This window comes from Rhodococcus sp. T7, assembly GCF_009872365.1.
Classification (GTDB): domain Bacteria; phylum Actinomycetota; class Actinomycetes; order Mycobacteriales; family Mycobacteriaceae; genus Rhodococcus_F.
On record NZ_WXYH01000366.1, the window covers coordinates 81,163 to 103,873 of the forward strand.

22 protein-coding genes are annotated in these 22,711 nt (G+C 69.5%); 5 read left to right on the top strand and 17 right to left on the bottom strand.

Annotated elements, in window-relative coordinates:
• Positions 1-8 precede the first annotated feature (8 nt).
• Positions 9-980, bottom strand: coding sequence for an alpha-E domain-containing protein (locus MLGJGCBP_RS38615; protein ID WP_087559533.1), 972 nt, complete (start codon positions 978-980; stop codon positions 9-11).
• Positions 980-2,605, bottom strand: a complete 1,626-nt coding sequence (locus MLGJGCBP_RS38620; protein ID WP_160102493.1) for a circularly permuted type 2 ATP-grasp protein — start codon at positions 2,603-2,605, stop codon at positions 980-982. Before MLGJGCBP_RS38620 ends, MLGJGCBP_RS38615 begins: the two co-directional genes overlap by 1 nt.
• Positions 2,606-2,910: 305 nt before the next feature.
• Between MLGJGCBP_RS38620 and rpsT the strand changes: the two genes are divergently transcribed.
• Positions 2,911-3,171, top strand: coding sequence for a 30S ribosomal protein S20 (rpsT, locus tag MLGJGCBP_RS38625; RefSeq protein WP_012688238.1), 261 nt, complete (start codon positions 2,911-2,913; stop codon positions 3,169-3,171).
• A gap of 87 nt (positions 3,172-3,258) precedes the next feature.
• Here rpsT and holA read toward each other — a convergent pair whose 3' ends face one another.
• Complete coding sequence (gene holA / locus MLGJGCBP_RS38630) at positions 3,259-4,236, bottom strand: DNA polymerase III subunit delta (protein ID WP_160102495.1); 978 nt, start codon at positions 4,234-4,236, stop codon at positions 3,259-3,261.
• Between the two features lie 117 nt (positions 4,237-4,353).
• Between holA and MLGJGCBP_RS38635 the strand changes: the two genes are divergently transcribed.
• The gene (locus MLGJGCBP_RS38635) at positions 4,354-5,103 is read left to right on the top strand and encodes a hypothetical protein (RefSeq protein WP_160102497.1); all 750 of its coding nucleotides are present in this window, start codon (positions 4,354-4,356) and stop codon (positions 5,101-5,103) included.
• On the opposite strand, the gene MLGJGCBP_RS38640 is transcribed toward MLGJGCBP_RS38635, so the two are convergent.
• Positions 5,096-6,205 carry a carboxylate-amine ligase gene (locus tag MLGJGCBP_RS38640; RefSeq protein WP_160102499.1) on the bottom strand — a complete coding sequence of 370 codons (1,110 nt, stop codon included), beginning with the start codon at positions 6,203-6,205 and terminating at the stop codon, positions 5,096-5,098. The two genes, MLGJGCBP_RS38635 and MLGJGCBP_RS38640, sit on opposite strands and share 8 nt — an antisense overlap.
• A gap of 48 nt (positions 6,206-6,253) precedes the next feature.
• On the bottom strand, positions 6,254-7,804 hold the full coding sequence (locus MLGJGCBP_RS38645) for a carboxylesterase/lipase family protein (RefSeq protein ID WP_160102501.1): 1,551 nt from the start codon (positions 7,802-7,804) through the stop codon (positions 6,254-6,256).
• A 132-nt stretch (positions 7,805-7,936) separates the two neighbouring features.
• Between MLGJGCBP_RS38645 and MLGJGCBP_RS38650 the strand changes: the two genes are divergently transcribed.
• Positions 7,937-8,665, top strand: a complete 729-nt coding sequence (locus MLGJGCBP_RS38650; protein WP_160102503.1) for an ANTAR domain-containing protein — start codon at positions 7,937-7,939, stop codon at positions 8,663-8,665.
• 6 nt (positions 8,666-8,671) lie between these two features.
• On the opposite strand, the gene MLGJGCBP_RS50840 is transcribed toward MLGJGCBP_RS38650, so the two are convergent.
• From MLGJGCBP_RS50840 to MLGJGCBP_RS38705, 12 genes are all read right to left on the bottom strand, one after another.
• A complete protein-coding gene (locus MLGJGCBP_RS50840; RefSeq protein WP_179220305.1) occupies positions 8,672-8,842 on the bottom strand; it encodes a hypothetical protein in 171 nt (56 codons plus the stop codon).
• A gap of 217 nt (positions 8,843-9,059) precedes the next feature.
• On the bottom strand, positions 9,060-10,025 hold the full coding sequence (locus MLGJGCBP_RS38655) for a TIGR03557 family F420-dependent LLM class oxidoreductase (protein ID WP_160102505.1): 966 nt from the start codon (positions 10,023-10,025) through the stop codon (positions 9,060-9,062).
• A 52-nt stretch (positions 10,026-10,077) separates the two neighbouring features.
• On the bottom strand, positions 10,078-11,637 hold the full coding sequence (locus MLGJGCBP_RS38660; protein ID WP_160102507.1) for a ComEC/Rec2 family competence protein: 1,560 nt from the start codon (positions 11,635-11,637) through the stop codon (positions 10,078-10,080).
• A complete protein-coding gene (locus tag MLGJGCBP_RS38665) occupies positions 11,637-12,500 on the bottom strand; it encodes a ComEA family DNA-binding protein (protein ID WP_160102509.1) in 864 nt (287 codons plus the stop codon). Before MLGJGCBP_RS38665 ends, MLGJGCBP_RS38660 begins: the two co-directional genes overlap by 1 nt.
• A gap of 69 nt (positions 12,501-12,569) precedes the next feature.
• Complete coding sequence (locus MLGJGCBP_RS38670) at positions 12,570-13,436, bottom strand: DegV family protein (protein WP_160102511.1); 867 nt, start codon at positions 13,434-13,436, stop codon at positions 12,570-12,572.
• Between the two features lie 4 nt (positions 13,437-13,440).
• Positions 13,441-14,238 carry a diglucosylglycerate octanoyltransferase gene (gene octT / locus MLGJGCBP_RS38675; RefSeq protein ID WP_160102513.1) on the bottom strand — a complete coding sequence of 266 codons (798 nt, stop codon included), beginning with the start codon at positions 14,236-14,238 and terminating at the stop codon, positions 13,441-13,443.
• Positions 14,225-14,884 carry a histidine phosphatase family protein gene (locus tag MLGJGCBP_RS38680; RefSeq protein WP_124391222.1) on the bottom strand — a complete coding sequence of 220 codons (660 nt, stop codon included), beginning with the start codon at positions 14,882-14,884 and terminating at the stop codon, positions 14,225-14,227. Before MLGJGCBP_RS38680 ends, octT begins: the two co-directional genes overlap by 14 nt.
• A complete protein-coding gene (rsfS, locus tag MLGJGCBP_RS38685; protein WP_087559520.1) occupies positions 14,881-15,327 on the bottom strand; it encodes a ribosome silencing factor in 447 nt (148 codons plus the stop codon). Before rsfS ends, MLGJGCBP_RS38680 begins: the two co-directional genes overlap by 4 nt.
• 34 nt (positions 15,328-15,361) lie before the next feature.
• A complete protein-coding gene (gene nadD, locus MLGJGCBP_RS38690; protein WP_124391220.1) occupies positions 15,362-16,057 on the bottom strand; it encodes a nicotinate-nucleotide adenylyltransferase in 696 nt (231 codons plus the stop codon).
• A gap of 19 nt (positions 16,058-16,076) precedes the next feature.
• On the bottom strand, positions 16,077-17,537 hold the full coding sequence (locus tag MLGJGCBP_RS38695; protein WP_124391219.1) for a vWA domain-containing protein: 1,461 nt from the start codon (positions 17,535-17,537) through the stop codon (positions 16,077-16,079).
• Positions 17,538-17,547: 10 nt separating this feature from the next.
• Positions 17,548-18,429, bottom strand: coding sequence for an AAA family ATPase (locus MLGJGCBP_RS38700; protein WP_072946578.1), 882 nt, complete (start codon positions 18,427-18,429; stop codon positions 17,548-17,550).
• A 47-nt stretch (positions 18,430-18,476) separates the two neighbouring features.
• Positions 18,477-19,757, bottom strand: a complete 1,281-nt coding sequence (locus MLGJGCBP_RS38705) for a glutamate-5-semialdehyde dehydrogenase (RefSeq protein WP_160102515.1) — start codon at positions 19,755-19,757, stop codon at positions 18,477-18,479.
• A gap of 140 nt (positions 19,758-19,897) precedes the next feature.
• Here MLGJGCBP_RS38705 and MLGJGCBP_RS38710 point away from each other — a divergent pair, with 140 nt between their 5' ends.
• Complete coding sequence (locus MLGJGCBP_RS38710; RefSeq protein WP_087559517.1) at positions 19,898-20,998, top strand: NADH:flavin oxidoreductase/NADH oxidase; 1,101 nt, start codon at positions 19,898-19,900, stop codon at positions 20,996-20,998.
• A 243-nt stretch (positions 20,999-21,241) separates the two neighbouring features.
• Positions 21,242-22,708, top strand: a complete 1,467-nt coding sequence (locus MLGJGCBP_RS38715) for an MFS transporter (RefSeq protein WP_087559516.1) — start codon at positions 21,242-21,244, stop codon at positions 22,706-22,708.
• Positions 22,709-22,711 lie beyond the last annotated feature (3 nt).

A 22,711-nucleotide genomic window follows, 5' to 3' on the forward strand; every position in this document is an offset into this window, starting at 1 on the left:
TCGCCAGCTCACAGCTCTCCCTCCACGACGGATTCGCCGCCGACGGCCCGTGCATCGGTCCACGCCACCCACGGCGCGGCGTGAAAATACTGCAGCGCGATGGCTTCTCCGAGTTCACGGCAGGTTTCCTGCAGTCCCGCGAGCCGATCCTGGAGGTCCTCGAGGAGCACGCCGGGCGGCAGGAACTCGAGTTCGCTCCGCGCCCTGCCGAGGAGGCGCTGCGCCTCGGCCCGGTGTCCGACGCGGCTGTCCGGCTGGTGGTCGAGTTCGGCGAGGCACAGCTCCGCCTGCCGGATGGCGTGGAACACCGACCGCGGGAACAGCCGGTCCAGCAGGATGAACTCGACCACCCGGTTGGCGTCAAGAGCGCCGCGGTACGTACGCAGGTACGTGTCGTGGGCTCCCGCGGAGCGCAGCACCGTCACCCACGCGGGCGAGGACGGGCGGTCGCCGGCACGGGACAGCAACATCCGCGCGAGCATGTCGACGCGTTCGATCGAGCGGCCGAGCAGCAGGAAGCGGTACCCGTCGTCGCGGCTCATGGTCGAGTCTGCCAGTCCCGCGAACATCGCCGCGCGTTCCTCCACGTAGCGGAAGAACTCGTGCGGGCCGAGACGCTTGGACGCCCGCTCCCGTTCGGCGAGGCCGTTGTACGTGGTGTTGAGGCACTCCCACATCTCGCTGGACGTGACCTCGCGGGCTCCGCGCGCATTCTCGCGGGCGCTGGCGAGGGAGTCGATGATCGAGCCCACCTGGTTGCGGCTGAACGCCACCAGTTCGGTCACCGACCGGACGTCGAGTTCGGTGTCGGGTGCTTCGATGCCGAGCACCCGCAGCAGCAACCGGGACGTGCGGTCCGGGTCCACCGACGCGTCGTCGAGGAGCTGGTGGACGGCGACGTCGAGAATGCGGGCCATGTCGTCGGCCCGCTCGACGTACCTGCCGATCCAGTACAGCGATTCGGCGTTCCTGGCCAGCATCAGCGATCACCTCCCCGGCCCTGTTGCTGCTGTTGCTGTTGTTGTTGCTGCAGTTGGGTCGTGCTGAGTTCGGGCCCCTGTTCGGCCTCGGCGGACTGCGCCGGTTCGGCCACCAGCTCCTCACCCGCGAGTTCCCGCTCCTCGTCGGAGCTCCTGCTCGCGAGCACCCACGTGTCCTTGCTGCCGCCACCCTGGCTGGAATTCACGACGAGAGACCCCTCGGGCAGAGCCACGCGGGTCAGGCCGCCCGGCAGCACCCAGACGTCGTCGCCGTCGTTCACGGCGAAGGGACGCAGGTCGACGTGCCGGGGAACCAGTTCGTCCCCGACCTTGGTCGGCACCGTGGACAGCTGGACGACGGGCTGCGCGATCCACCCGCGGGGGTCCGCCTTGATCTTCCTGGTGATCGTGTTCAGCTCCTTCGGTGACGCGTCGGGGCCGAAGACGATGCCGTAGCCACCGGAACCCTCCACCGGCTTGATCACCAGTTCGTCGACCCGGTCCAGCACCTCCTCGCATTCCTCGTCGAGCCAGCAGCGGAACGTGTCGACGTTCGCGAGCAGCGGTTTCTCCCCGAGGTAGTAGTCGATGATCTGCGGGACGTAGGTGTAGACGAGTTTGTCGTCACCCACTCCGTTCCCGACGGCACTCGAGATGACGACGTTGCCCGCCCGGGCCGCGTTCAGCACGCCCGCCACCCCGAGCACCGAGTCCGGCCGGAAGTGCATGGGGTCGAGGTAGTCGTCGTCGATGCGCCGGTAGATGACGTCGACCTGGCGCTCACCCTCGGTCGTGCGCATGTAGACCATGTTGTCGCGGCAGAACAGGTCGCGGCCCTCGACGAGTTCGACACCCATCTGCCGGGCGAGCAGCGAATGCTCGAAGTACGCGGAGTTCGCGACACCCGGGGTCAGGACGACGACGGTCGGGTCGGCCTCGTTGAGAGCGGCGGACGCGCGCAGCGCCCGCAGCAGGTGCGAGGCGTAGTCCCCGACGGACCGCACGCGATGCGACATGAACAGGTCGGGGAACACCCGCGCCATCGTGCGGCGGTTCTCCATGACGTACGACACTCCCGACGGCGAACGCAGGTTGTCCTCGAGCACGCGGAAGACCCCGTTCTCGTCGCGGACGAGGTCGATTCCGGCGACGTGGATCCGCACCCCGTTCGGCGGGACGATCCCGGAGGCTTCCCGGTGGAAGTGCTCGCACGAGGTGACCAGCCGCTTCGGCAGCACGTGGTCGCGCAGGATGCGCTGTTCCCCGTACACGTCGTCGAGGAACATCTCGAGCGCCTGCACCCGCTGCTTGATGCCCTTCTCGAGACGCGTCCACTCCGCCGCCGCGATGACGCGGGGCACCAGGTCGAGGGGGAACGGCCGTTCCTGACCGGACAGCGAGAACGTCACGCCCTGGTCGATGAACGCCCTGCCCAGTGCGTCGGATCGGGCGGCGAGGTCGGCCCGGTCCGCGGGCTCGAGCGCCTTGAAGACCCCTTTGTAAGCCGGGCGGACGGTGCCGTCGCGGTCGAACATCTCGTCGAACGCCAGCCCGTAGCGCCCGATGTCGGTGTACCCGTCGAACACGTGGGCGGGTTCCGCGGGCTTGCGTGGCCGGGCGGTCACCCGGGTCCGCGGCGGGGTTCCCGAAGCCTTCGCACCCGGCTGTGTGCTGCCCCCCGATTTTCGGCCGGGGGCTTTCGAGGTTGCCGACGTCTTCGTTATTGTTGACGACTTCGATGCTGGGGGCGTCATCCCAGACATGCTGCTACATGTACCCCCGTTCAGCAGCACAGCCGCAGGATTTGTCGGCGCGTCCGGCGCCGGTTTGAGATCGGACACCGATCACTGGTAATCTCGCCTGTCGGTGCATATGTGTGCGCCCAGAGCTTTCTCGACCGTAACCAGCTTAAGACGACAGGATTTTACGCGTGGCCAACATCAAGTCCCAGGTGAAGCGGATCCGTACCAACGAGGCGGCCCGACTCCGTAACCAGTCGGTGAAGTCCTCGCTGCGCACGGCGATCCGCTCGTTCCGCGAGGCTGCGGCGGCCGGTGACAAGGACAAGGCCAACGAGCTCCTCGTCGCCACCAGCCGCAAGCTCGACAAGGCAGCCAGCAAGGGCGTCATTCACGCCAACCAGGCTGCCAACAAGAAGTCTGCTCTCGCGCAGGCTGTCAACAAGATCTGACGGTTCTTCCGTCGTAGGCTCTCCAACAGCCGCTCGGTTCTCGGACCGAGCGGCTGTTGTCGTGTCTCCGTAGTTCTTGTGGCGACGTCAGATCTGGCGTAGCCGGGAGACGCGTCCCACAGCACTCTCGACGGCGTAGTCCGCGTCGGCGGCCGCGCCCTTGACGTCGGCGTTCAGCGCGGCGACGATGCGCAGCGCCTCCCCCACCGACGTCGGTGTCCACCCCTTTGCGAGGGCCTGCGCCTTCTTGATCTTCCAGGGCGGCATGCCCAGTTCCGACGCCATCCGGAACGGGTCGCCCCGCCCGGCCGGGGCGACCCGGGCGATCGAGTGCACCGCATCGGCCAGTGCATCCGCGAGCAGCACGTGGGGCACGCCCCGCAGCATCGCCCAGCGCAGCGCCTCGATCGCGCCCGCGCTGTCGCCGGCGACGGCCTTGTCGGCGACGTCGAATCCGCTCACCTCGGCCTTGCCCGAGTAGTACCGCTGCACGGCGGCGACGTCGATCTTCCCGCCGGTGTCGGCCGTGAGCTGCGAGCACGCGGCGGCCAGTTCGCGCAGATTCGAGCCGACTCCCTCGAACACGCTCTGCACCACGTCCGGCGACACCCGGACCCCGAGGGTGCGGAACTCGCCGCGGATGAATCCGATGAGCTCGCCGGACTTCAGTTTGGCGCACGGGTGCACCACGGCACCGAGCTTCTCCAGCGCCCCGGTCATGGCTTTCGCACGTCCACCGCCCGAGTGCAGGACGATCAGGACGACGCCCGGAGGGGGATCGCCCGCGGCGTCGAGGACCAGTGCCACCGCATCCTTGCCTGCCTCGGCGGCGGCCTCGAGCACCACCACGCGGTCTTCGGCGAACAGGGAGGGGCTGAGCAGTTCGGCGAGTTCGGCCGCCCCGGCGTCGCCCGCCCGCAATCGGTTGACGGGAAGGTCCGCGCCAGCGGCCACGTTCGCGCTCGCGCGGACCTGGCCGACGACGTGTGCGACCGCGCGTTCGACGAGGAATTCCTCGTCACCGAGGACCAGATGGAGCTGTTCGAGCTGAGTTGGAGTGCTCACGCGAAGATCGTGCCACGTGGGGCGGACACGTCCGCCGACACCCCGGAACCGGGCCGGCCACGCCGAACACCGGCGATCCCCGCGCGGCGAGGGCGTCGGCGGTGGACACTCGATGATATGACCGCGGAATCCGAGGTGGACGGCGTCACCCGCAAGGACTTCGCGCACACGATCGACCTCGACGACGACCGCGCGGCAGGGCAACGGTACGAACTGAGTTTCCGCTACACCTGCCGCGACGGGCTGCTTCTGCGGTGGTCGGTGCAACTGGTGGCCCGCTGCTCGGTCTCGGGGCACGCCGAAGCCGTGTTCGCCGGTGGCCGATCCGCCCTCGAGCCGGTCCCCGGAGTGGGCACGGCGAACGGCGCAGACGACGACTTCGAGACCGCGTGCGGCGTCTACGAACACCAGTGGCGGTCGCTCCTCGACCCGGCGGGCGGCAGCCCGCGAGCCGACACCGACCAGCGCCACCTGTCCGATGCGCTCAGCCTGTACGGGCGCACGTGGCGCAGCGACTCCGGCCGCGCGGTCACCGACCGCCTCGCGTCGTTCGCGAATGTCACCGTGCTCGCATTGGGCACCGATCCCGCATTCCAGGTGATGCGCCGGACCGCGGCCCACTATCCCGAACCGGTCGTCCTCGCCGTGTATCAGCCCGAGAGGCAGCGCATCGATCTCAGCCTTGCCGACCCCGCGACCGTGGAGGCGCTGATCGACGACCCCGGTCCGCTGCGCACCGGACCGGATTCCAGCGCAGGCGCGCTGCTCGCGGGACCCGGATCCACCGGGCTCCTGCACCCCGGCTATCTCGGCTCCACCACCGCGGCAGGTCTCACCGAGCTGACCCCGCCACCACCGCTCAGCTGATCACTTCGCGGGTCAGCAGATCGACGACCGCCGCCAGGGTGCCGACGCGCGCGAACTCGGCCCGTTGCCGCTCGGCGCCCGTGCCGTCCCGCAACACGGTGTCGAGGCCCGATTCGAGGAAGGCCCGGTCGCTCGCGCCGAGTCCCGGGGCCACGCACTCGTTCAGCAACTCCAGGTGCCTGCGGATCGGCAGGGACCGATCGGTCGCCGGGCTCGTGCATTCCCCGTCGAGTCCGTCCCGGGCCGCACGCCACAACTGCGCCCGCAGCAACTCGACCCGCAGCCACGGCACGGAGTGGCCGTCCCTGATCGAGCGCAGCGCCCACCCGACGAGACCCTTCACCACCACCGCGTAGAGCGCCGCGTGCGCCGCGGTCATGGCGACGTCCGCGATCCGGACCTCGATGGTCGGCTGCTTGTCGGAGAGCCGGACGTGCCAGTAGATCATTCCCCGGTCCATGGCGGCGCCGGTCCCGATCATGGCCCCGACCGACGACTCGTACTCGTCCGCGGAATCGAAGTGCGGCGGCGGTCCCGCCGACGGCCACCGCGACCACATGATGTGCCGCCAGCTGTGGTATCCGGTGTCGTGTCCGCTGTGGAACGGCGAGTTCGCGGCGAGCGCGAGGAGCACCGGGAGCCAGCTGCGCACCTGGTTGCTCACCAGCACACCCACGTCGCGGCTCGGGATGCTCACGTGCACGTGACAGCCGCACGTGGTCACCGTGTCCACGATCGACCCGAAGTGGCGGGCCATCTCCTCGTACCGCGGGCTCGGGGTGATCGCCGGGGGCAATCCCTCGGCGATCAGGGAGGTTCCGCTGGGCACCAGCAGCAGGTCGCGGCCCGCGGCGGCCTTCACCAGCCGGCGTCGCAGGCTGCGCAACTCCTCGTGCAGTTCCTCCCCGGTGTGGCACACGCCCGTCGCCGTCTCGATCTGGCACCGGGCAAGCTCACGCTGGAGCCCGTGAATGTCGTGGCCGGCCTCCGCGACCACGTCGGGTCCGCCGGAGGCGAGGTGACCGGACTCGTCGACGAGGAAGAACTCCTCCTCGACCCCCACACTGAGGTCGCGATCCGAACCCGTTGCTGCAGCGCTCATTCAGCAGGTATCCCCGAGTTCCGCAGAGCCGAAACCGGGCGCCGCCGCTCAGGTGAAGCCGATGACTTCCTCACCCCACGCCCGGCGGAGTTCCCGGTCCGGATCGTCGACGACCGCGTCGGAGCGGCCGATCAGCAGCGTCGTGCGGTCCGCCTCGTCGTACCGCGGCCAGTCGACCTCCGCATCGGTCCCGTCGGGGGTGCCCCCGGTAGCGAACGACAGCCACCGGCGCTGGATCCGCTCCGACACGTGACCGGCGGTGCGATGCCCACCGAGCTTGAACGTGAGGTCGTGCGGGACGACGCCGAAGTTGCCGAAGACGTAGGGCACCTCGGTGCCGTGAGTGGCACCGATCCGTGCGGCGCGCAGGAAGGGCGTGGCGTAGTCGAAGCGGTACAGCCAGGTGGGCGCGCCCCGGCTGTGTGCCTCCGCGATCCACAGCGTCGGCATCCGGAACGCGGCGTCCCGCGAGATCTCCATCGCCGAGCGTTTCTTCGGGTAGTCGGCATACGCGGCGGCCACCTCCTGCTCCTCGTCGGCGGGAAGGTCCGGATGGTCGGCGGCAATCGCCACGAACATCTGATGGACGGCGTCCGGGGTGATCGGCATCAGGGGCGATTTCATCAGCCGGAACATCGACGCCTCGTCCTTGTTCGTCCCGATCAGCATCGGAATTCGATGCGCGAGGCCTTTGCGGAACGCCGCCACCGGGTAGTGCGGGACCACGTCCCCGTCGACGGTCGGGGCAACCGCCAGGGTGCCGGGGACCCGTGCGGGTACCTGCTGAACGAGTTCGATGCACGCCTTCGTCAGTACGTCGACGGGCAGGTCGCGGAGACGGCCCGCGTCGGCGGGCGCGATGTCGAGCAGTTCGAGGAACGACTCGGCGATGCTCTCGGCTCGCGCACTGCCGTACACGGACGTCGCAGGCGAACTCTCGGCGATCGCGCGATGGAACAGCCCCTCCGCCTGCGGCGACGTCATCAGCGTGGTGACCGAGCCGCCGCCGGCGGACTCCCCGAACAGGGTGACTTCGGCCGGGTCGCCGCCGAACGCCGCGATATTGTCCCGGACCCAGGTCAGGGCCGCGATCTGATCGCGCAGGCCGAGGTTCGTGTCGAACGGGTGCTCGCCGGTCGAGAACGCGGAGAAGTCCAGGAACCCCAGCGCACCGAGCCGATAGTTGAACGTCACGATCACGACGCCGCCGCGCTCGACCAGCCGAGCCGGATCGAACATGCGCTGCCCGGACGAACCCAGGTAATAGGCCCCGCCGTGGATCCACACCATCACCGGCCGTGGTTGCCCCGCATCCGCCGCCGGCGCGAAGACGTTCAGGGTGAGGCAGTCCTCGTCGATGGTCAGACCGGGGTCGATGGGCAGCGGCCCGTGCTCGTTCTGCGGTGCGATCGGACCGAACCTGGAGCAGTCGCGCACCCCGTCGAAAGGTTCGGGCGCGCGCGGCGCGCGAAGCCGCCACTCGCCGATCGGCGGCGCGGCGTAGGGGATGCCCTTCCACGACAGAACGCCGCCCGCGTGGACGCCTCGCAGCATGCCCTGGTCGACGGACACGAGTGGGTTCTCGGTGTGCGAAACCATGAGGCCATCTTCACCCGGGCCGGCCGCACCCGGAGTCCGTTCGTGAATTCTTCCGGCTCGGAGCGGCGACGACCGCCCGCTCTGGCAGACTGAATCAGTGAGCGGGCCCATGCCCGCACGCTGGAGGAACCGATGCGAGACACAGTGCCCGATACGACGCGCTCGCAGGCTGTCGGCAAGTCTGCCGTGACGTTCGCGACACTCGCCGACCTTCTCTACGCGGGCCAGGATTTCGGGCAGGTCCACCAAGCCATCTGCGATGCCGCGCCATTGCTCGTCGAGGGCTGTCAGCACGCGAGCCTGATGCTCCGGCAGGGGTCCGGCTATGTGACGGTGGCGGCCAGCGACGACGTCGCCGCCCGCGTCGACGAGTTCGAGCGCATCGAGAACGAGGGTCCGTGCGTCGACGCGATCGTCAGCGACACCCCCCAGTTCGACACGGACCTGTCCACGTCGTCGCAATGGCCGCGGCTCTCGCGGCGGGTGCTGGCCGAGACACCGGTGCGCGGGGCGGCCGGCTTCCGCCTCGTCATCCTGGGACGCAAGGTCGGCGCGCTCGATCTGTTCTCCGACACGCCGGGAGCCCTGAACACCAAGTCGGTCGAGCAGGGCATCATGCTCGCGTCGTTCGCGGCGGTGGCACTGGCGGCGGTGCACGAGCACCTCGAGGCCGAGACGCTGCGGGCCGGCCTCGTGAGCAACCGGGAAATCGGCAAGGCAGTGGGGCTGCTGATGGCGTTCCACAACATTCCCGAGACCCAGGCGATGGAGATTCTCCGCACCACCTCACAGGAGATGAACATCAAACTGGCGACGGTGGCACAGGAAATCATCGCGCACCATCACCGGAAGTTGACCTGACCGCTGTCAGTCCGGCCCCGGCGAATCGGGGTTACCCGCGATACCGAGCATGGACAGCAACATGCGGCAGTCTTCGGCGTCGAGTGACTGAGCAGCGACGACCCGCTGCGCTCTCCACACCTGTCCGGCGTCGAGTTCGTCGTCCACGTCGAGATCCGTCCGCTCCGATTCCGACATCTCGCCCTCCAACGCGGGTGTGTTCCAAGACCGTTCGCCCTCGACATCTGCCACCGGATGATAGTCGGTGTTCGGGTGTCTCATACGCACATCGGGAATCGAATTCGAAACGATACAGAAATCGCCCCTCCCCGGTCCGGAGAGCGCGCCGCCGGCCGCCCTCTCACCCATCCTTCAACGGAAGCTGGTCACGAAAGTGGCTGCACTGCAACGGGTGTCATGCCGGCGTCAGCGCCCGCAGCGGCTCGCTCAGCTCGTCGGCGAAGAACGCGAAGAACCCGTCCACGTCCGGTCCCGCGTTGATCAGCGCCAGACGATCGAACCCGGCATCGACGAACGGGCCCGCCACCTCGAGGTGCCGCCGGACGTCCGGCCCGCACGCCATCGCATCCCGGACGTCCTCGGTGCGGACCGACGACGACGCGGCCTCGAAGTTGATCGGATTCGGCAGTTCCGCCTGAACCTTCCATCCGGTCAACCCGAACCGGAACAATCGGTGCGCCGACTCGACTGCGGATTCCTCGTCGGGCGCCCACGCGAGGGGCACTTCCCCGTATTTCGGGCCCGACCCACCGGCCGCGGTGTAGGCCTGCACCAGATCCGGGTCGGGTTCGGTCGCGAAGAGTCCGTCACCGAGTTCCGCGGCGATGTCGGCGGCCTGCGCGCCGCCCGCCGCGACCGCGATCGCCGGGGGCACATCGGGGAGATCGAAGACGCGTGCGTCGTCGAGAGTGAGGTGCTTGCCCTCGTAGGAGTGGTAGCCGCCCGACCACAGCAGGCGGATGATGTCGATCGCCTCACGCAGCATCTGGTGCCGGACGGTCACCGACGGCCAGCCACCGCCGACGACATGTTCGTTCAGCCGTTCCCCCGAGCCGAGGCCCAGGGTGAACCGGCCGTCGCTGAGGACGGCGGTCGTGGCCGCGGCCTGCGCGACGATCGCGGGGTGGTACCGAACGAACGGGCAGGTGACACCGGTGGCGAGACCGATCCGCTCGGTCCGCGCCGCGGCGGCAGCGAGCATCGACCACACGAATCCCGAGTGACCGTGACTGTAGAGCCAGGGGTGGTAGTGATCGCTCACCTCGACGAAGTCGAAGCCGGCCCGCTCGGCCTCCACCGCCTGCCGCACGATCTCCCGCGGATCGAACGTCTCTGCCATCAGCTTGAACCCCACCTGCATGTCGTCGTCCCTTCCCTCGCGTTCTGCGACGGTTTCCCGGATTCGGGCGCATTCACACAAGGCGACCCAGCCACGGCGGCCAGACCGGCGCCCACAGCACCAGCACCCCGATCGCGATTCCCACCAGTACCAGCCGGGTTCCGGGGCTGCGCAGCGCCGCACCTATCGCCAGCACGGCACCGAGGACGAGGACCGCACCGGCGGGCCCCGAGGGCACCGGAACGGAAGCACCGGGGATCCGCGCGCCCCGCTCGGCCACGGTCACCAGCCACCACAGCGGCCACTGGGTCAGGCGCACCACCACTTCCGCAACGGGCACGCTGATGCCGGCGATCAGCGCGGTGATCGCGCCCGTCACGGTGATCACTCCGATCACGGGTGCCACCAGGATGTTCGCGCAGATCGACACCAGGCTCACGGTGCCTGCCATCGCGGCCACGGTCGGCGCCGTCACGGCGAACGCGGCGACGGACACCCCCACCGCTTCCGCCACCGCCCGCGGCCACCCGCGGTCCACGAGCGCGTCGACCCACACGGGCGCGATCACGATCAACCCGGCGGTGGCCGTCGCGGAGAGAACGAAACCGAAGTTCACCGCCAGTTCCGGCGCCCACACCAACAGGGCCATCACGCCCGCCGCCAGCGCGGGCATCGCCTGTTTCCGCCGTCCCGTGACGAGCGCCAGCAGGGCGACCGAGCCCATCGCGGCGGCACGCAGCACGCTGGGTGACGGTCGCGCGACCACCACGAACGCAATCAGTGCGGCGGCGGCCAGCGCCGCGCCTGCCCGCGGACCAAGCCCCATCCCTCGGACCAGGAGCAGCACCGCACCCAGCAGGATGCTGACGTTCGCCCCCGACACGGCCGTGAGATGTGTCAGTCCGGTCGCGGTGAAGTCGTCCTTCACCTCCCGGGACAGCGCCGAGGTGTCGCCCACCACCAGCCCCGGCAGCAGTCCGGCCTCGTCGGCGGGCAGGACGGCGGCGGCCGCGGCGAACCGGGTGCGCAGGGCTCCGGCCCACCGCTGGTGCACAGGCGCGGGACCGACCTCCGCCGGCGGTCCGGACACCCGGACCGTCGCCAGACTCAGGTCCCGGTGCCGCGGTGGGCTCAGCTGCCCGCGCAGCAGCACGTCCTGCCCCGGCAGGAGCCCGAGCCATCCGTCCGCCGGGGCAAGGAGGACCACCGCACCGCCTGCGTGGATCGTCTCACCGGCGCGGCGGATCTCGACGACGTTCGCGTTCACGAGGACGTGCCGTCCGAAGCCGGCGATCTCCCGGGGGTCGTCGACCGGGGTGACGACGAGCGTCACCCACGTCTCGTTCCGGGCGAGTTCGGTCATCGGGTGCTGTTCCACGGCCTGAACCCGCCAGGCCACCCCTGCAGTGCAGCACGATCCGAACAGCAGTAGCGCGAGCGTTCCTGCCGTCCATCGCCGCGGAGACCGCAGCGCGCAGCCGGCGGCGAGAAGGACGGCCGTCCCGGACAGGGTCGCCAGGAGCATCCATGCCGCGCGGGAGCCTCCGAGGATGCCGATCAGCGTTGCCGCCCAGCAGATCCCGGCGAACGGGAGCAGCCGGAGGTCGAGGAGCCGCGGCTCGCTCTCGGGCATCAGAGGGTGACCTGGGCGCGCAGCTTCTCCAGCCGCACCGGCCCGATCCCGTCCACCTCCCCCAATTGTGCGATGTCGGTGAACTTGCCGTTCGTCGTGCGCCACGCCACGATCGCAGCCGCCGTGACGGGTCCGACACCGGGAAGCGCGTCGAGTTCCGTCTCCGTCGCCGTGTTGAGGTTCACCAGTCCACCGGCCGCAGGGGTCCCCGCACCCGCGGTTCCCGGCGATCCCGTGGAGGTGCCGCCCACCGCACTCGGTGGCGCCTGGGTGGTCGCGGCGCCCACGAGCACCTGATCGCCGTCCGAAAGTCGTTGCGCCAGATTTAATCCGAGGGTGTCACCACCGGCGCGCACTCCCCCGGCGGCGGCGAGCGCGTCCGCAACCCGGGCGCCCGGTGGCAGCCGGACGAGGCCTGCCGAGGTCACGAGCCCCACCACGCTCACGACGATCTCCTCCGCCGGTGCGGGTGCAGGCGCCGCGGCGGCAAGAGTTGTCGGTTCCGGCGCCGGATTCAGGGAATGAACACCCGCTGCGGGCAGTGACGGAACGGCCTGCGTCGCCGGCCGATCGCTGCGCACCGCCAGCACGGTGGCCGTGGCGACGACTATTCCCACCACGATCAGCACGATCGCCCCGTACCGCCCGGGGTCGAATCGTGCGTCCCGCCACCGGTCGGGCAGCGACAAGCCGACTCGGCGCCGGGCGGCGGACCACGTCTCGTCGCCGTCGAGGCCGGCCTCATCCGGCTCGGCCAGCCAGTCCGGCGCCGCCGGAGTGTCGGGCGGCAGCACGTCGCGTTCCCCCGACGTCAGGAACGCGAGCCGGGTCCGGCCCCTCGAACGTTCTTCCCTGATGCCCATGGACGCGACGTTAGAGTGCCGCGCCCCCAGGATCGCCGCGCCGACCCGACATTCGAATCGGCCTGTGGATCAGCGCGAAGTTGTGGATGAATCGTGGTTTTCGTCCTGCAGTGCGGGTTCCGGGCACAGCACGATGCCGATGGCGCCTGCCCCGACGTGGGCACCGATCACCGAGCTGAAATCGGTGACGACGAGATCGCTGACCTGCGGGATCCGGTCCTTCAGTTGCTGCGCCACCGCCTCGGCGCGCTGCCGGGCGTGCATGTGATGCACAGCGACGGCCGTTCTGTCCAGACCGGCCTGCTCCACCGCGGCGTCGACCATCCTGGCCATGGCCTTGGTCGAGGTCCGCGTCTTCTCCTTCAGCACCAGTCTGCCGTCCACGAGATGCAGCACCGGCTTCATCGCCAGTGCGGTGCCGAGCAGTGCGGCGGCGGTGCCGATCCGCCCTCCGCGGCGCAGCTGGTCGAGCCGGTCGACGACGATCAGGCAGCGCCCGCGGCTCGCGACGTCGACCGCCCGCCGATACACCGCCTCGAGGTTCGCACCGTCTTTCGCGGCCCGCGCCGCCTCGAGGACCGGGTACCCCAATCCCATTCCGGCGGACTGGGAGTCGACGATCCGCACGCGGCCGTCGAACTCCTGCGCCGCCTGACGGCCCGCCTCCCACGTGCCGGACAGCTGCCGCGAGATGTGCACCGCGAGAACGCCTGCACCCTCACTCAGTTCCAGCGCTTCGGCGTAGGCCTCGGACAGCTCGCTGGGCGATGCCCCCGACGTGGTGACGCCGGCGAGATCCTCGGGGACCTCGTCGATTCCCTCCCGGTAGTCCCGGCCGCCGCTGAGGACGTGGAGCGGGACCACCCGGATCCCGTACTGCTCGAGGTGTTCGGGCAGGATCGATGCCGAAGAATCGGTGACGACGACGACGGGCATCGGACTACTCGGCTCCGCTCGATACGGGGTCGGCCGGAACCGCGCCCTCGGCGGAGTCCGGCACGACGGCCGCCGCGCGGATCGCGGTCAGCATCGCCGCGGCCACCTCGGTGTGTCCGTCCCAGCCCCAGTGGATGCCGTCCGGGTTGCCCCGATCACTGAAGACGTTGGCGCGCACCGCCTCCGCGAGGTCGACGAGGGGCACGTTCTTCTCCTCCGACCACGTGGTGATGGCCGCGACGGCACCGGGACGACCCGCGTGGACCTTGCCGTAGGCCTCGCTGCGGTGCACCGACGGCAGGGTTCCGATGACCGGCAATTCGGGGCGCATGTACTCGAGCGCCGCCCGTGAGCTCTCCAGGTATTCGACACTCAGCCGCGGCGGCAACGCCACCGGCCACCCCAGCGGGGCGAGCCGGGGCTGAAGCCACTGGTAGCCGCTCCGCACGACGCGTCGCAGCGCAGGCGGGCGGACGTAGCGCAATTGCTCCCGCAACGCCGTCGGGAGCGGGGACGGCAGCGAATCCATGCCGCCGACGGCGAACACCACGGCGCCGGCGCGGGGAACCGCGGACCACACCCGCGGGTCCTGGGTCAGCGCCCACCACACGTCGCGGCTGGTCCAGCCGATCCGCGCCACCAGCTCGACATCCCAGCCGAGTTGGCGGGCAACGATATTGGGCCAGATATCGGGGTGGTCGGACGGGAGACCGCCCTTGGGTCCGTAGTACGACAGCGAGTCGGCGAGCACGAGCAGGACGGGGCGTTCCCCGGAACCGGCATCCATCTCAGAGGACGTCACTGGCCACACTCGCGGAAGCGTTCCACACGTCGAGCCGCCAGCTGAGCGAATCGGGGTTCCCGTATGCACTCAGCTGCACCCAGCTGGTGTTGCCCAGCCCGCCCAGCACCGGCCAGCGGTCGACGGGCAGATCCAGCAGAGCGGCGGTCAGCGCGGCGATCAATCCGCCGTGAGCAACCAGGACCACCGGCTTCTCGGCCCAGTCCTCGTGCTTCTCGACCAGTTCCGCGACCACCGGCTTGCTGCGGCGGGCGACGTCGATGCGGCTCTCGCCGCCGGGCGGTGCCCACGTCGCGTCCCCGCGCCATGCGGCGCGGGCGCCGGGTGCGCGCGCGTCGACGTCGAGGTGGGTGAGCCCCTGCCAGTCGCCGAGATGCGTCTCACGGAGGCGTTCGTCGATCTGCACCGGCAGTCCGGCGTTGTCGCCGACCTCCACGGCGGTGTCGTAGGCCCGCCGCAGATCGGAGGACACGATGGAGATCGGTCGGCGACCGACGAGCGCGGTGGCGGCGGCGCGCGCCTGCGACCGCCCCAGCTCCGACAGTTCGGTGTCGAGCTGGCCCTGCATGCGGTTGTCGGCGTTGTACTCGGTCTGTCCGTGGCGAAGCAGTATCAGCCGCCGCGGGGCACGGGGAGCATCCGTCACAGCTCGGACTCCCCAGTCTCTGCGGCGCCCGCACCGGCAGCCTCGGGGGCGCCCGCACCGTTCGCGCCGGCCGGGCCGTGCTGGCCGATACCCTCCACCGGCACGGCCGGGCAGTCCTTCCACAGCCGGTCGAGGGCGTAGAAGTTGCGTTCCTCGTTGTGCTGGACGTGGATGACGACGTCCACGAAATCGAGCAGTGCCCAACGGCCTTCGCGGGTGCCCTCGCGCCGCACCGGCTTGTGACCTGCCTCACGCAGCCGATCCTCGATGTTCTCGACGATCGCGTTCACCTGGCGCTCGTTGGGGGCGGAGGCGATGACGAAGCAGTCGGTGATGACCAGCTGCTCGGAAACATCGAGCACCACCACATCGGAGGCCAGCTTCTCGTCGGCAGCCACTGCCGCGATGCGTGCCATCTCGATGGCTTCGGTCGTTGCGCTCACGCGATGTTCTCCCAGTTCGTTCGGAAAGTGCTGTCTAACTCTTGGTCTTGTCCGGGGCCGGTTCGGACATCGTCGTCGCGCCGTCGAGGCGCTCGGAGTCCGGTGGCCGGTACAGGTTCCGTTTGGAGATGTACTGGACCACACCGTCCGGCACGAGGTACCACACAGGACGATGGCGACTGGCGCGCCGCCGACATTCCGTCGAGGAGATCGCCAGAGCCGGGATCTCGATCAGCGTGACCGCGTCCTCCGGCAACGCATCCAGGTGCCCGGCCAGATGTTCGGTGTTGAGATCGAATCCCGGACGCGACACCCCGACAAACTTCGCCAGCGAGAACAGTTCCTCCCAGTCCTGCCAGGACAGGATACTCGCCAGGGCGTCCGCACCGGTAATGAAGTACAGCTCGGCGTTCGGGTGGTAGCTGCGCAGATCCCGCAGGGTGTCGACGGTGTAGGTGACCTTCTCGCGGTCGACGTCCACCCGGCTGACCGAGAACCGCGGGTTCGACGCGGTGGCGATGACCGTCATCAGGTACCGGTCCTCGGCCGGGCTGACGCCCTTGCCCTGCTTCTGCCACGGCCTGCCGGTGGGCACGAAGACCACCTCGTCGAGGCTGAATCGGTCGGCCACCTCGCTGGCGGCCACCAGGTGACCGTGATGAATGGGGTCGAAGGTGCCGCCCATGACTCCCAGGCGGCGCCGACGCGCGCCCGTTGCTCCCTGTTCCACGAGTGTCGAGCTTACGTGTTCACACCGGCAGCAATCCGGCGACCACCGACGCCAGCTGCTGAGCGGATCGGCATTCGTGCATGCTGATGACCTCGTTGTACACCTTGGCCGCCGAGTCGCCCGATCCCCACTGGCCGCGGGGCTCGGGGTTGAGCCAGTGCGCGTGCTTCGCCACCGACACGAGTCGGGCCAGTGCCTCCAGGTTCGGGTCGCGGTAGTTGTTGCGACCGTCGCCGAGCACCAGCAGGGATGTGCGGGACGTGATGCTCTGGGTGAACCGCTCGGCGAACACCCCGAACGCGTTGCCGTAGTCGGAGTGCCCGTCGTAGCCGACCAGGTCGGCTTCCCGGATCATCCGCGACATGGCGCTGCCGAGGTCGGCTCCCGCGTCGAAGAAGCGGGTGACCTCGTCGGTGGTGTCGATGAACGCGAACACCCGCACCCGGGAGAACTGTTCGCGCAGCGCGTGGACGAGCAGCAGCGTGAAGTGGCTGAATCCCGCGACCGAACCCGACACGTCGCACATCACGACGAGTTCGGGGCGCGCCCGCCGGGGTTTGCGCTGGACGAGGTCGATGGGCACGCCGCCGGTGGACATCGACTTGCGCAGGGTCCGGCGCAGGTCGATCGAACCGGCACTCGCCCGGCTGCGTCGCACGGCCAGGCGGCTGGCGAGCAGCCTCGCCAGCGGGGTGACGTTGCGTTTCAGCGCGGTCAGCTCGGCGTCCGAGGCGCGCAGGAAGTCGACTTCCTCGGCCAGCCGGGGGACGCCGTACGACGCCACCCGCTCCTTGCCGAGGTTCTCGGCCGACCGGCGCCGTGTCTCCTTCTCGATCATCTTGCGGAAGTCGGCAATCCGCTGGGCGGCGGTGCGCTTGGCCACCTCGGATTCGTAGCTCTCCGTCGTCCGGGCCCCGGTGTCCTGCTGATTGCCGAGGAGTCCGTCGAGGATCTTCTTCAGCAGAGTTTCCGGTGCGACGTCCCGCAGCGCCTGGTAGGCGGAGAACGACGGGCCGTTCGCCGACTGGTACTGCCCCAGTTCCTCGACCATCTGCGCGGTCAGCAACTCGGTGAGCTCGATCGCCTCCGGCGACCCGTCGGTGAGCAGGTCGACGATCAGCTCGCGCAGCGCCTCGTAGTCGATGTCACCCTTCGCGTTCCGCGGCAGGCTCGTGTCGATCGCCCCGGCCGCCCGGTTCCCGACCGCCGCCGGGAACCAGAGTTCGAACAACGCGTCGAAGGTGGGCCGGTGGGTGGGCCGCCGCAGCAACGCGCACGCCAGGCCCTCCCGCAGGGATTCGCGGTCCAGCAGGTCGAGGACCGACATCACCTGTCCGGCGTCGACCGTCTCGGACGGTCCGACCGTGATCCCGCGCCGCCGTAGCGCTTCGACGAAGTCGACGAGATGCCCCGGCAGCCCGTGTGGCGCCGCGGGACCGCCCGGCTTCGACCGGGACGCGAGGGGACCACCAGCAGCCATGGGAAGTCCTTCAGTTCAGTCGCAGCTCGGCAGCGGCCCGCAGCTGGTCGGATTGGTGTTTGAGAACGACACCCAGCGTCGCGCGCACGGCGTCGTCGTCGAGGGTGTCGAGCCCGAGCGCCAGCAGCGTGCGACCCCAGTCGATGGTCTCGGCCACCGACGGCAGCTTCTTCAGCTGCATGCCGCGCAGCACACGGATCGTCTTGACCAGCTGCTCGGCCACCGCCTCGGGCAGTTCCGGCACCCGGCTCGCGAGGATCCTCCGCTCGAGTTCGGCGTCGGGGAAGTCGAGATGCAGGAACAGGCAGCGGCGCTTGAGCGCCTCCGACAGTTCGCGGGTGGCGTTCGAGGTGAGGACGACGAACGGCTTGCGCGTGGCGGTGATGGTGCCCAGTTCGGGGACGGTGACCGCGAAATCGCTGAGTACCTCGAGGAGCAGGCCCTCGATCTCGACGTCGGCCTTGTCGGTCTCGTCGATCAGCAGCACCGTCGGGTCTTCGCGCCGGATGGCGGTCAGCAGCGGCCGCGACAGCAGGAACTCCTCGGAGAAGACGTCCGCCTTGGTGGCGTCCCAGCTGTGGTCGCTGCCCGCCTGGATGCGCAGGATCTGCTTCGCGTGATTCCACTCGTACAGGGCGCGGGCCTCGTCGACGCCCTCGTAGCACTGCAACCGCACCAGTTCGGCGCCGGTGGTCTCGGCGACGGCGCGGGCGAGTTCGGTCTTGCCGACTCCGGCGGGACCCTCGATGAGCAGGGGCTTTCCGAGCCGGTCGGCGAGGAACACCGCGGTCGCGGTGCCCTTGTCGGACAGGTAACCGGTTTCGGCGAGCCGAGCGATGACGTCGTCGACGCTGGCGAAGAACGGCTTCGTGGTGGGCAGTGCGCGGTCCACGCTCGCTCCTTTCAGAGGGGCTTGAGGAAGGGAGTCCGGCGGGGGTCTTAGACCGGGCGCGTGTGCCCGTCTCCCCACACGATCCACTTGGTGGAGGTCAGTTCGGGCAGCCCCATCGGGCCGCGGGCGTGCAGTTTCTGCGTGGAGATCCCGATCTCGGCGCCGAATCCGAACTGCTCACCGTCGGTGAAGGCGGTGGAGGCGTTGACCATGACGGCGGCGGCGTCGACCCGGGCGGTGAACTCGCGGGCGGCCGCGAGGTCGGACGTCACGATGGCCTCGGTGTGGCCGGTGCCGTAGCGGTCGATGTGCTCGACCGCGGCGTTCAGGTCGTCGACGACCTTGAGCGCCACGTCGAGCGTGAGGTACTCCTCGGACCAGTCCGACTCCGTCGCGGGCACCAGCCCGGGCAGGTCCCCGTGCACGGTCACACTGTGCATCTGCAGGGCCTGCAGCAGCTTCGGCACCGCCGTCTCGGCGATCGCGGCATCGACCAGCACGGTCTCCGCGGTGTTGCAGACACTCGGCCGCCGCGTCTTGGAATTGAGCAGGATCCGTTCGGCCATCTCCAAGTCGGCGGCCGCGTGGACGTAGACGTGGCAGTTGCCGACGCCCGTCTCGATCGTCGGAACGGTCGCGTCGCGCACCACGGCGCTGATCAGGCCGGCCCCGCCGCGGGGAATCACGACGTCCACCAGCCCGCGGGCCTGGATCAGGTGCGTCACGCTGGAGCGGTCCTCGCTCGGCAGTAACTGCACCGCGTCTTCCGGCAACTGCTGCGCGGCCAGTGCCGCCCGCAGTGCCACGACCAGCGCCGCATTCGACTTCGCCGCGGACGAGGAGCCGCGCAGCAGGGCCGCGTTGCCCGACTTCAGGGCCAGCCCGAACGCGTCGACGGTGACGTTGGGCCTGGCCTCGTACACCATGCCCACCACGCCGAGCGGAACCCGCAGCTGACGCAGTTCGAGACCGTTCGGGAGCGTGGAGCCGCGCACCACCTCACCGACCGGGTCGGGCAGGCCGGCCACCTGACGCAGGCCGGACGCGATGCCCTCGATCCGTTCCGCGGTCAGCCGCAGCCGGTCGAGCAGGGAGTCCTCGGTGCCCGACGCCCTGGCCGCCTCGATGTCGGCGGCGTTGGCGGCGAGGATGTCGGTGGACGCGGCGAGCACGGCGTCGGCCGCCGCGTGGAGCGCCGCATCCTTCTGCGCGGTGGTGAGCAGCGCGAGGACCCGCGACGCGGTGCGGGCGCGACGGGCCGCTGCGTGGACGGCTTCACGGGTATCCACCGTGGCACCGGCCGACGAGGTGGAAGTCACTGCAGTCATGAACACAGCCTATATACAGGGCCGGATACCCCGCGGAGCGGGAAGGACCCTGCCACCGCGCGGAGCGGGAAGGGCGGGAATGATTTCATCCCCCGGACGGGTTGCGACTGGTCGAGACCATCAGAGGCAGGAGTGCTGCAGTGAGCGTGTTGTTCGAACCCATCACCTTCCGCGGAGTCACCGTCCCCAATCGAGTGTGGATGGCGCCGATGTGCCAGTACTCGGCCGACGTGACCGGCAGCGACGTGGGGGTGCCGAACGACTGGCACCGGACACACCTCGTGACGCGGGCCATCGGCGGTGCGGGCCTGATCCTCACCGAGGCGACGGCCGTCAGCCCGGAGGGCCGCATCAGCCCGGCCGATCTCGGCCTCTGGAACGACACCCAGACCGAGGCCTTCGCGCAGATCAACGCGCAGCTCGAGGACTTCGGCGCGGTACCCGGCATCCAGCTCGGGCACGCCGGGCGCAAGGGGTCCGCGCACGTCCCGTGGCGCGGCGGGGGCAGCCTCGACGACGCCGATCGGTTGGCGTGGCGGACGGTGGCGCCGAGCGCGATCGGTTTCGGCGACCACACCCTGCCCGCGGCGGCGACGGCGGAGGACATCCGGAAGGTGGTCGCGGATTTCGCCGCCGCCGCCGAGCGGGCGTCGCGCGCAGGATTCAAGGTGGTGGAAATTCATGCGGCACACGGCTATCTACTGCACCAGTTCCTCTCGCCGGTCAGTAATCACCGCACCGACGAGTACGGCGGCAGCTTCGCGGGCCGCATCCGTCTCCTGCTGGAGGTCGTCGAGGCGGTGCGCGGCGTGTGGCCGGCCGAACTGCCGGTCTTCGTCCGGGTGTCGGCCACCGACTGGCTGTCCGAGGAGCCCGGGCTCGACGCGGACAGCTGGACGCCGGACCAGACCGTCGCCCTCGTGCAGACGCTCGCCGATCTGGGCGTCGACCTCGTCGACGTCTCCAGCGGCGGCGTCGCGTCCGCGCGGATCCCGGTCGGCCCCGGCTACCAGGTCCCGTTCGCCCGCCGCATCCAGAACGAGACCCTGCTCCCCGCCGCCGCGGTGGGGCTCATCACCGAACCGGAGCAGGCCGAGCAGATCGTGGAGTCGGGAGAGGCCGTCGCCGTGTTCCTCGGACGTGAACTGCTGCGCGACCCGTACTGGCCGCGGAAAGCGGCACGCACATTGAATGCCCAGGTGACACCGCAGATTCCGGCGCAATACGCCCGCGCGTTCTGAGTCTCGGGCCGACAAGTCCCCACATCCTTTGCTACGGTAATCGCTCTTACAGCTGGTAGTCCCGCACCCCGGACGGTGGAGCGGGACCGACCGACGAGCCAGAGCCGATCGGCGGGGGCCGCATCGCGCCGAAGGGCCGTGGGTTGCCGAACCCGACCAGCAATCGCCGTGCGGGCGACGAAAAGATGCGTGCATCAGGTACGTGCCCCGTGCGGGTGATAACTGCGCTGGGGAGCGCAAGACATGAATGCACCAGATCACTCGATCACGTCGGCCGAGGTGGCCGAATCGCCTGATGTCACGGTCACCGACGAAGCCTCCGTCAAACGCGCCGTCAAGGCCACCATGCTCGGTAACGCCATGGAGTGGTTCGACTTCGGCGTGTACGCCTACCTGGCGACCACGATCGGCAAGGTCTTCTTTCCCGAGGCCAGCGGCACCGCACAGCTGCTGTCGACGTTCGCGATCTTCGCCGCGGCCTTCGTCGTCCGCCCCCTCGGTGGACTGTTCTTCGGTCCGCTCGGCGACCGGATCGGCCGCAAGAAGGTGCTCGCCACCACGATCATCCTGATGGCGGGCAGCACGTTCGCCATCGGCCTGATCCCGAGTTACGGATCCATCGGGCTCGCGGCACCGATCCTGCTGGTGCTGTTCCGGCTCGTGCAGGGATTCTCCACGGGCGGCGAGTACGGCGGCGCGAGCACGTTCGTCGCCGAGTACGCACCGGACAAGCGCCGCGGGTTCTTCGCGAGCTTCCTGGAATTCGGCACCCTCGCCGGGTATGTGGCGGCCGCGGGACTGGTCACCATCATCAGCACCGTGGTGAGCGCCGACGCCCTGGTCGACTGGGCGTGGCGGATTCCGTTCCTGCTCGCCGGTCCGCTGGGGCTGATCGGCCTGTACCTGCGGTTGCGACTCGAGGAGACGCCCGCGTTCCAGCAGATGGAGCAGGCCGAAGAGCGTTCGCTCGCAGACGAATCCACCGGACGCAAGCTGCGCGAGACGCTGGTGGAGAACTGGCGTCCGCTGGTGCTGTGCGTGATCCTGGTCGCCACCTACAACATCGCCCACTACGGTCTGCTCAGCTACATGCCGACGTACCTGTCGAACACGCTCGGCTACGACGAATCGCACGGTCTCGTCCTCATGATCATCGTGATGCTCATCATGATGGTGGCGATCAGCTTCGTCGGAAAACTGTCCGACCGGGTCGGTCGTAAACCGTTGCTGCTGGCCGGTTTCGTCGGGTTCTTCGCGTTGTCGCTTCCGGCGTACCTGCTGATCGGGGTCGGCCACTACGTCACCGTCTTCCTCGGCCTGGCGATGCTCGGCGGCCTGCTGCTGCTGTTCGTCGGCGTGTTCCCGTCGGTCCTTCCCGCGCTGTTCCCGACCGGGATCCGCTACGGCGGCCTGGCGATCGGATACAACCTCGCGGTGTCGATCTTCGGTGGCACCACTCCCCTGGTGCTCACGGCGCTGCAGGATGCGACGGGCAGCGATCTCGTCGCGCCGATGTACATGATGGGTGCGGCGGTCGTCGGCGGGATCGCGGTGCTGCTCATCTCGGAGACCGCCCGCAAGCCCCTCGAGGGTTCCCCGCCCGCCGTGTCCACGGACGCCGAGGCCCGGCGCATCCTGAAGCGCCTCCGCCGCAAGGGCGAGGCATCCGCCGCGTCCGCGCAGGAGACGGCGGCCGCCGACGCGGGCTAGTCT

Excerpts from the sequence above, each read along its gene's own strand:
- MLGJGCBP_RS38695 (WP_124391219.1), bottom strand. The coding sequence starts at position 17,537 with ATGGCTGCTGGTGGTCCCCTCGCGTCCCGGTCGAAGCCGGGCGGTCCC.
- MLGJGCBP_RS38645 (WP_160102501.1), bottom strand. The coding sequence starts at position 7,804 with ATGGTTTCGCACACCGAGAACCCACTCGTGTCCGTCGACCAGGGCATG.
- MLGJGCBP_RS38665 (WP_160102509.1), bottom strand. The coding sequence starts at position 12,500 with ATGGGCATCAGGGAAGAACGTTCGAGGGGCCGGACCCGGCTCGCGTTC.
- MLGJGCBP_RS38660 (WP_160102507.1), bottom strand. The coding sequence starts at position 11,637 with ATGCCCGAGAGCGAGCCGCGGCTCCTCGACCTCCGGCTGCTCCCGTTC.
- MLGJGCBP_RS38655 (WP_160102505.1), bottom strand. The coding sequence starts at position 10,025 with ATGCAGGTGGGGTTCAAGCTGATGGCAGAGACGTTCGATCCGCGGGAG.
- MLGJGCBP_RS38615 (WP_087559533.1), bottom strand. The coding sequence starts at position 980 with ATGCTGGCCAGGAACGCCGAATCGCTGTACTGGATCGGCAGGTACGTC.
- MLGJGCBP_RS38650 (WP_160102503.1), top strand. The coding sequence starts at position 7,937 with ATGCGAGACACAGTGCCCGATACGACGCGCTCGCAGGCTGTCGGCAAG.
- MLGJGCBP_RS50840 (WP_179220305.1), bottom strand. The coding sequence starts at position 8,842 with ATGTCGGAATCGGAGCGGACGGATCTCGACGTGGACGACGAACTCGAC.
- MLGJGCBP_RS38670 (WP_160102511.1), bottom strand. The coding sequence starts at position 13,436 with ATGCCCGTCGTCGTCGTCACCGATTCTTCGGCATCGATCCTGCCCGAA.
- MLGJGCBP_RS38635 (WP_160102497.1), top strand. The coding sequence starts at position 4,354 with ATGACCGCGGAATCCGAGGTGGACGGCGTCACCCGCAAGGACTTCGCG.
- MLGJGCBP_RS38640 (WP_160102499.1), bottom strand. The coding sequence starts at position 6,205 with ATGAGCGCTGCAGCAACGGGTTCGGATCGCGACCTCAGTGTGGGGGTC.
- MLGJGCBP_RS38715 (WP_087559516.1), top strand. The coding sequence starts at position 21,242 with ATGAATGCACCAGATCACTCGATCACGTCGGCCGAGGTGGCCGAATCG.
- MLGJGCBP_RS38705 (WP_160102515.1), bottom strand. The coding sequence starts at position 19,757 with ATGACTGCAGTGACTTCCACCTCGTCGGCCGGTGCCACGGTGGATACC.